The sequence below is a fragment of the Leptodesmis sp. genome (assembly GCF_052746595.1).
In genome coordinates this window covers 5,533-11,717 of sequence record NZ_JBRAGO010000126.1, presented here as the reverse complement: position 1 = coordinate 11,717, position 6,185 = coordinate 5,533, and the positions used below count along the sequence as shown (strand labels likewise).

At 49.1% G+C, this 6,185-nt stretch carries 7 protein-coding genes; 2 read left to right on the top strand and 5 right to left on the bottom strand.

The genetic code is table 11. The features are described from left to right. The first annotated feature begins 664 nt into the window (after nt 1-664). Nucleotides 665-1,087 carry a hypothetical protein gene (locus tag ACUVQO_RS20465; RefSeq protein ID WP_445927678.1) on the top strand — a complete coding sequence of 141 codons (423 nt, stop codon included), beginning with the start codon at nt 665-667 and terminating at the stop codon, nt 1,085-1,087. A gap of 83 nt (nt 1,088-1,170) precedes the next feature. Further along, nucleotides 1,171-1,941 carry a peptidase gene (locus ACUVQO_RS20460; RefSeq protein WP_445927677.1) on the top strand — a complete coding sequence of 257 codons (771 nt, stop codon included), beginning with the start codon at nt 1,171-1,173 and terminating at the stop codon, nt 1,939-1,941. Between the two features lie 3 nt (nt 1,942-1,944). Here ACUVQO_RS20460 and ACUVQO_RS20455 read toward each other — a convergent pair whose 3' ends face one another. From ACUVQO_RS20455 to ACUVQO_RS20435, 5 genes are all read right to left on the bottom strand, one after another. Then, nucleotides 1,945-2,172: a hypothetical protein gene (locus tag ACUVQO_RS20455; RefSeq protein ID WP_445927676.1), complete on the bottom strand. Its 228-nt coding sequence runs from the start codon at nt 2,170-2,172 to the stop codon at nt 1,945-1,947. 405 nt (nt 2,173-2,577) lie between these two features. Beyond that, on the bottom strand, nt 2,578-2,745 hold the full coding sequence (locus ACUVQO_RS20450; RefSeq protein WP_445927675.1) for a hypothetical protein: 168 nt from the start codon (nt 2,743-2,745) through the stop codon (nt 2,578-2,580). Between the two features lie 378 nt (nt 2,746-3,123). After that, nucleotides 3,124-4,704 carry a sensor histidine kinase gene (locus ACUVQO_RS20445; RefSeq protein ID WP_445927674.1) on the bottom strand — a complete coding sequence of 527 codons (1,581 nt, stop codon included), beginning with the start codon at nt 4,702-4,704 and terminating at the stop codon, nt 3,124-3,126. A 40-nt stretch (nt 4,705-4,744) separates the two neighbouring features. Next, nucleotides 4,745-5,146: a response regulator gene (locus tag ACUVQO_RS20440; protein ID WP_445927673.1), complete on the bottom strand. Its 402-nt coding sequence runs from the start codon at nt 5,144-5,146 to the stop codon at nt 4,745-4,747. Between the two features lie 14 nt (nt 5,147-5,160). After that, nucleotides 5,161-6,185 (bottom strand): Hpt domain-containing protein (locus tag ACUVQO_RS20435; RefSeq protein WP_445927672.1); only part of this gene is annotated, 1,025 nt, incomplete at its 5' end.

Sequence of the window (6,185 nt, the reverse complement as noted above, 5' to 3'; positions counted from 1 at the left end):
TGCGTTTCATCCCCGGCTTAAAAGACCGGGGTTCTCACGCGAGTTTTCTATAGCGAGCATGGGAATGCTGCGCCAGATTTCGTGAAATTGGGGAGTGCTGGGAGGAGGGAATGCAGGGTTGATATTCTTCCATCGAGCGAACCACCTACTCTAACAGACGGGCAATTTAACAACAGGCGATCGTAGGGGATTTGCAATCCAATCACGTCCCACTGGTAGAATGCGTTACGGCTAGTGCCTAACACATCGCAGGGATTTTATTTGCGCGCACAGCCCTAACCACCTGCTGCAACCACCCAATATAGTATAAGTGTACTATAAAAGACCAGGCTTCTTGCAAATTAGAAAAACTTGCAAATTAGAAAAACGCAGGATGGGTAAAGGAGAATGTTCCATCCTGTCATTCTGGCTGATTTAAATGGGCACGTCAGGCTCTGCCCATCCTACCGATGATGGTTGAGTCTAATAGGCAAGAGTTCAATTGATATTAAACCTTGTCCAAGCCCAGAACCGGAGTTTCTCTGAGTGGAAAACAATCGTTCCCTGGCTGGACTTGGTTTAAAACTCAAAACTCTCAACTCCCTCATTTCTCCCAATCTGGTAGCTCGACTTCTCGTTGGGAATACTGAGGGAGGACTTGGAGAATTTGGATGTGATGTAAGGCATGTGGCGATCGCTCAAAAACTTCTTTTATAGTCTCTGGACTTATTCGGATCTGAGTCCGGATCTGAAGATGCGTCGCTGTGTCCAACGATTTTTGCACCGCCGTTCATTGTTGAATTCCTGTGAATGGTATGAACGCTTCTGTAAACCAGACATTCCTAAACCCATATCCGACTTTGTATATACTCGAATGTCCCATTACGCAGGGTTGGAGTTTGGCCGGGTGCTGCCTACTGATCGTCTTAATGAAGACCTGCACCTGACTTTAATTTGCTGGTTTGACTGGGAACTTGTCTTCTGTGAGGATTTCCTCAGGACCTTTGGTATTGACTTGAGAGATCGTTTTGCCCCAGAAACTCTATCGACCGTTCAAGATCTGCTTCTGTTCCTGAAGCATCAATTCCTTTCAGTCAACCATCCTTAAAGGGCGATAGAGGGGCGGATAGCTGTGTCAGAAGGGCGGTCAGAGTCTTAAAATCTAGAGGATCAGTCCTAATTTCCCTAAACATGACTTATTGTCTTGGCATTGTTACCAGTTCTGGTATCGTCATGGCGGCCGATTCGCGCACCAACGCTGGGGTCGATTACATTTCCACGCATCAGAAACTGTTTGATTTCTCCCAGGTGGGCGATCGCGTTATTTTAATCTGTACAGCAGGTAATTTGTCTATTACTCAGGCCACCCTTACCCTGCTGCGTCAAGATTTGACGGCTAAAGCGGAACATAATCTCCATACCTTACCGACGTTGTATGAAATTGCCCGCTACATCGGCTCTAAAGCTAGAGAAATTCAAGAGCAGGATCGTCCCTGGCTGGAGAAAGACCACATTGAGGCCACGTGTAGTTTCTTGCTAGGAGGACAAATTCGGGGAGAGGAGCCTGCGCTTTATTTGATCTACAGCCAGGGCAATTGCATTCAGGCTTCCAAAGATACCCCTTTCCTACAAATTGGAGAGGCCAAGTATGGCAAGCCAATTCTAGATCGGATTCTAAGTTTTGATACACCCCTGGAAGCAGCAGCTAAATGTGCTCTGCTGTCGATCGACTCTACCATGAAATCTAACATTTCCGTTGGCCCTCCCATTCGGTTAGCGATGTATGAGCGAGATACCTTCAAGATTCGTTATGAACTAAAGTTGAAACCGGGAACTCCTTATCTGGCCCAAGTTCGTCGTTTATGGGAAATTTCCTTAAAAGAAGCGTTTGACCGCATGCCCGATCTTAATTGGGATCATCACCTGGATTTACCAGATGAAGGTAGCACCGATGAGTCATGAAAACTAGCCAAACCAGTGGGAGGCGGACAGGTAAGCATCACAGTGATCAGGAAACTGATGGCTCAGGTTCTGTTGCTGCTGAAGAATTTTATGAATTCCCTGGTGAATGAATGCGCGGATGATGGAACGATCAGTCGGTACTGACTCTAATTCCATTGCAGCCGATGATAGTGCTGATGGGTCTACTGCAACATACACACTTTGCACATGAGTCAATACGTAAGCGATCAACTCCTGACGTAAATCAGGATTAGCAAAGGCTTATTGATAGGGATGTTCGGAATAGTGTTCTAAAACTTGTTCAATTTCTGATTGGATCACGGGCAGCGATCGATTAATCAGTACTTTCGCCATTCCCTCTCCCCTCCTTTGGTAGTTTAGATCTTTAGATCCCCTATTTTGGATCATTGGATTAATGTCTAAAGTAGTCCTAATTCCGTTACTTTTTGGAAGGCTTGTTCAACTTTCATTCCCTGCTTCATTGCAATATAAAGTAGTGCCAGGATGGCTGAACGAGTACCACTATCGCAATGTAAAAGAATAGGTTGAGGTAGTTTTGCAATCTGTTGGATTAAGGTTCGGATAAAATCGGGATGTATGTCTGCTAGTGTTGTCGGATAACTCAGATAAAAAATGCTAAAGTTGTTCCAAAATTTGCTGCTCACCCTTTAAAGAACCAGTTTCATCTGGCGATCGCAGGTTAACGACCAATCGATATCCTTCCTCAGCCAGTTGCTGAAACTCCTCTATAGTCAGTTGTCCTGCGATCGCCAGATCATCTGTGATCTTCCTCACCCGGGCCATTCCGTATCCCTCCCGGTTTTAATCCGCATCGTGAAATGTGGAGCATTTCTGCAGGTAATCCCAATTCTTACAACTCCCATGACCAACCCTTATTGGGGCGAACGGTTGTTCGCCCCTACAGTGATCACGGATCATCCAAGTTGGTGGAAATGGTTAAAGGACTGGCCTCAAGGAACCGTTGGGGCATTCACGTCCTGGCTGGCACGAGTATGCACCTTATCCTGTAACTCCTCCTCATACAGCCGTTGCGAAGCTGTCAATTCTCTGGCTTCCTCTTTAATGCCATCGGGTGGGGTTTCCAGATCTGCTGATATACGGGTGTGTACCTGCTCCTGACAAGGATGCGTTTGGTGGGCATGGGGAATTGAGGATTGGGGATTAGGAATTAGGAATTGGGGAGACTTGGATACGCTGGAATGTGTATGGGCCTTGTTCCTTTTCGAGATTGGTCTGGGTTGGCGGTAACAGGGGGAGGGTGAAGTAAAACGTGCTGCCTGCACCCAACTCGCTCTCTGCCCAGATGCGTCCTTCGTGTTGTTGCACGATGCTACGGCAGATTGCTAGTCCCAGTCCTGTGCCTTCATGGTTACGAGAGTCGGAAGAGTCTACTTGCTGGAAGCGTTCAAAAATCGTCTCTAGCTGGTCGGCAGGAATAACACGGCCGCGATCGTGGACGGAAAAGAGAAGGAAGGGAGTGGAGGGGTAAAGGGGGTTATGGGATGATGCAGTGATCGGCGGAAGCGGCTTTATCGACTCGTCCAATCGCTCACTCATCGACTCATCCACTTCCCTGCCCCCCAAGCCTTGCGCTCCGATCTCCAACTCCGCCTTCAGCCATACCGTACTTCCCGGTTCAGAAAACTTAATCGCATTGCTGAGGAGGTTGGTGAGGGTTTGCACGATGCGATCGTGATCGGCCCATACCTGAATGGGAAGGCTGGCAACGGACAGCGTGACTCCAGCAGTGTTGGCGAGCGGTTGTACGATATCAACGGCAGTGGTGATCAGATCACTGACATTACAGAGTTCTTTCTCCATCTTGACTCTGCCAGATTTAATTCGCTCAATGTCGAGAATGTCATTAATCAGGCGGACTAAGCGATCGGTGCTTTCGGTGGCAATATGGAGCATCCGTTTGCCCTGTTCAGAGTCGGCTTTGAGTAAACCGCTGGCCAGCATTCCCAGGGAACCGTGAATGGAGGTGAGGGGTGTGCGAAGTTCATGGCTGACCATTGAGACAAACTCATCCTTCATGCGATCGATTTGCTTGCGTTCGGTAATGTCTTGCAGAAAGACAGTAAATAGAATTTCTTTACCCAGGATCAGTTTAGAGATGGAGGCTTCTGCAGGAAATTCTGATCCATCTTTGCGGCGACCAGAGATCTCGCAGCGATCGCCAATCCGGTAGGACTGGATAGCTGGTTCGGCAAAGGTTTGAATATGCTGGTGGTAAATTTGAGTGGCCTGCGTGGGTAAAAGAATATCCAGGGGTTGACCTAAAACTTCTGAGGCTGCATAGCCAAAGATCTTTTCTGCCCCCTGGTTGAATAAGGTAATGCGCTGCTGGGTGTCGATCGAAATAATGGCACTGTCAGCAATATCCAGAATGCCAGCAAAGCGGGCCTGGGAAATTTGCAGGGCCTCTTGGGTATGCTTGCGTTCTTCTAATTCGTGTTGCAGGGATTCGTTGACTTTCAGCAACTCGGCGGTGCGTTCAGCAACTCTCAGTTCCAGGTCATCCATTGATTTCTGCAATAAAGCTTGAGTGTGTTGATGGCTGCCCTGCGTGTGCTGAATCAGGTAGAAAAGCCCGATTAGAATGCCGATATTGATACTCAGACTCAACAGGGTCAGGGGTACAGAAATGGAGCAATTCAGCCAGTGAGCCAGAAACAGGTTAGAAAGCAGCGTGTTCAGGACGATTCCTGAGAGTGCGATCGCAAATCTTGTCATCAACATTCTGGTTGCCAACGTTTCCATACCAGACCAGCCAACGCGATTACAGGTTGCCCTCCAGCACGGATGAGTAGATTTCAGGATGAGGCAAAGTCTGCTCCGAATCATCCAGGCTCCGGAGCAGACGCATACGTTCCAGGCGATTCATAATCCGGTGTACCAGATCCGGGCCAGCAATGGGTTTGGTGATGAAGTCATCAGCTCCAGCCGCAAACACCTGATTTACAGTGTCGGGATCTGTGTGGGCGGTGAGAATCACAATCGGTAAGGCACTCCACCGGGGAGCATTGCGCACGACCTGACACAGTTCAGTTCCGCTAATGGCCGGCATTTCAATATCCAGAAGTACCAGATCGGGAGCAGTGGCCTCCAGTACGTCCCAGAATTGAGTCGGATCTGCCAGGGTGGTGACTTTCAAGCCCCAGGGTTCGAGGAGCGATCGCAACAGGGCCAACAGTTTCAGATCATCATCAGATCATCATCGACCACCAGAATGCTGGTTTTGGAGCGATCGGCTTGATGCAAGATTTGAGTGACCACTTCAAACACTTGAGCCGGAGTGGCTGATTTGGTTAAGTAGGCGCGTCCTCCTATGCGAGCAAACTCTAGCCGCTCTTCTAAATTATCCTGCCAGGTGAAAATAATAGCCGGAATGGCAGGGATGTGCTGGTTCAACTCAGTGACCCAGGAAAGAATACTGGCAGGACTTGCAGTAATGGCTGGATCGAGCAGCACAACATCCGGTGGATTTTGTTGCACCTGTTTTTGAGCCTCAGTCAGATCCGTAGCCACTTCAACCTGAAGTCCCCAGTACGTGGCTTCTGCTTTCAAGGTTGTCTCGATTGCACGATCGCAATCCACAATCAGCAGGCAGGGAAGATAGCCGGTGTCAGAATCCACAGTTTTGGACAGTAAGTGGGTGGGTGGGGCTTCGATCACCGTGGGTTGTGAGGTGGACGGAGAAACGAGGGATTGACCATTTGACTTGGGATGGGAATTGGAGGCCAGCAGGGTTGGCGATCGTTCAACTTGGTGCCGGAGAGCTACGACCCATTGCTGTAATTGCAATGCCTGGGCATGATCGAGGGGAGACTCTTGTTGCAGGCATTGCTCAATCTGCCGTGCCAGTTGAGATGCTTCCGGAAACCCAAACGTTCCCAGGGAACCCGAGAGGGAATGGGCATCCTGTCTGGCTTGCTGCCCCTGTTCTGCTGTTAATTCGTGGCAGAGCAGGGCGATCGCAGCCTGTTCCAGCACAGCAATTTGTTCCTGCACTCGTTCTTTAAACCGATACCAGACAGTGTTTACCTGGGCGATCGCTCGTTGTTGGGTGGAAGGAGCAGTAGCTTCACAGTCACGGGTAGAATGCAAATTTCCATTGGCTGGCAGAGCCTTCAGCCGATAACCGATTCCGTACACTGTTTCAATCAAGTCACCGGGTGCTCCAGCCGCCTTCAGCTTTTGCCGCAGTCCTTTAATGTGGG

What these genes read in the sequence shown, in the direction of transcription:
- ACUVQO_RS20465 (WP_445927678.1), top strand. Translation starts at nt 665, where the DNA reads ATGTGGCGATCGCTCAAAAACTTCTTTTATAGTCTCTGGACTTATTCG.
- ACUVQO_RS20460 (WP_445927677.1), top strand. Translation starts at nt 1,171, where the DNA reads ATGACTTATTGTCTTGGCATTGTTACCAGTTCTGGTATCGTCATGGCG.
- ACUVQO_RS20450 (WP_445927675.1), bottom strand. Translation starts at nt 2,745, where the DNA reads ATGGCCCGGGTGAGGAAGATCACAGATGATCTGGCGATCGCAGGACAA.
- ACUVQO_RS20445 (WP_445927674.1), bottom strand. Translation starts at nt 4,704, where the DNA reads ATGTTGATGACAAGATTTGCGATCGCACTCTCAGGAATCGTCCTGAAC.